The sequence below is a fragment of the Spiroplasma endosymbiont of Megaselia nigra genome (assembly GCF_003987485.1).
In the GTDB taxonomy this organism is placed as follows: domain Bacteria; phylum Bacillota_I; class Bacilli_A; order Mycoplasmatales; family Mycoplasmataceae; genus Spiroplasma.
In genome coordinates, this window is sequence record NZ_RCOO01000303.1 from 1 (window position 1) to 860 (window position 860).

The window sequence follows — 860 nt, forward strand, 5'->3', positions numbered from 1 at the left end:
AAATTATGAAGTTGATTTATTTGATTATGAACAATCTAAAATGACAAACTGACCTTGAAGAATTGACAAAGGAACTTATTTTAAATCAGTTTACCGTTGTGAAATAAAGGGTGAGCCAAATATACCAAATATTGACCCAACAATAGGAAAAATTATAGAATGAAATTTAAAACATCAAAATAATAACAACAAAAATAATGAAATTAAAGCAACTATAAAAAATAACGATATTTCAGAAAACTCCATTTATAAATTAGAAGCAAATTATTTTAATTGACTATCATTAACAAGTGAATTAGAAACAAATAACATTCCGTCTTTAATTCCTGCTGAAATTAAATTATCTGATGGCGAATATGGTAAATACTTAACTAATTTAATTGTTTCTAATGACAAAATAGAAGATTATTTAGATTATTTTTCTCAATGATATAAATTACTTTATTCAAAAGCAGTTTGAATAAGTATGACTAAAAATTTAGTTGAAGATAGTATCAAAATAACTTTTGATGAAAAATTATTTATTTTAAATCAAATTGAAATATCAGGGATATGGGGTTATGGAAATTATAATATTACAATTTTTACAGAAAAAGAACAAATTAATATTAATAATTTAGAATTATTTAATAAAAACAATGAAAAACTATCATTAATTATATTAGAAATATAAAAAGTCATTTTAATAAATTTGCACAGTTTCAAATAACTGAGAATTATTTTTTTAATTTAAAATGCTTTTTAATTCAAATTGAATTGGAGGCATTTTTAATTTTAAAACCCTTCTATAATTATTATACTCAACAATATAATTATCTATCATATTTTTTAGCTCATTAAAATTTTTGTATTTTGTTATA

Annotated in this window: 2 protein-coding genes; one reads left to right on the top strand and one right to left on the bottom strand. The window is 20.2% G+C overall.

The window, feature by feature from the left end:
* Positions 1 to 673 (top strand): hypothetical protein (locus D9R21_RS07810; protein ID WP_158614010.1); only part of this gene is annotated, 673 nt, incomplete at its 5' end.
* 51 nt (positions 674 to 724) lie between these two features.
* Here the strand turns inward: D9R21_RS07810 and D9R21_RS08740 are convergent.
* Positions 725 to 859: an IS3 family transposase gene (locus D9R21_RS08740; protein ID WP_126820873.1), complete on the bottom strand. Its 135-nt coding sequence runs from the start codon at positions 857 to 859 to the stop codon at positions 725 to 727.
* Position 860: the final 1 nt, after the last annotated feature.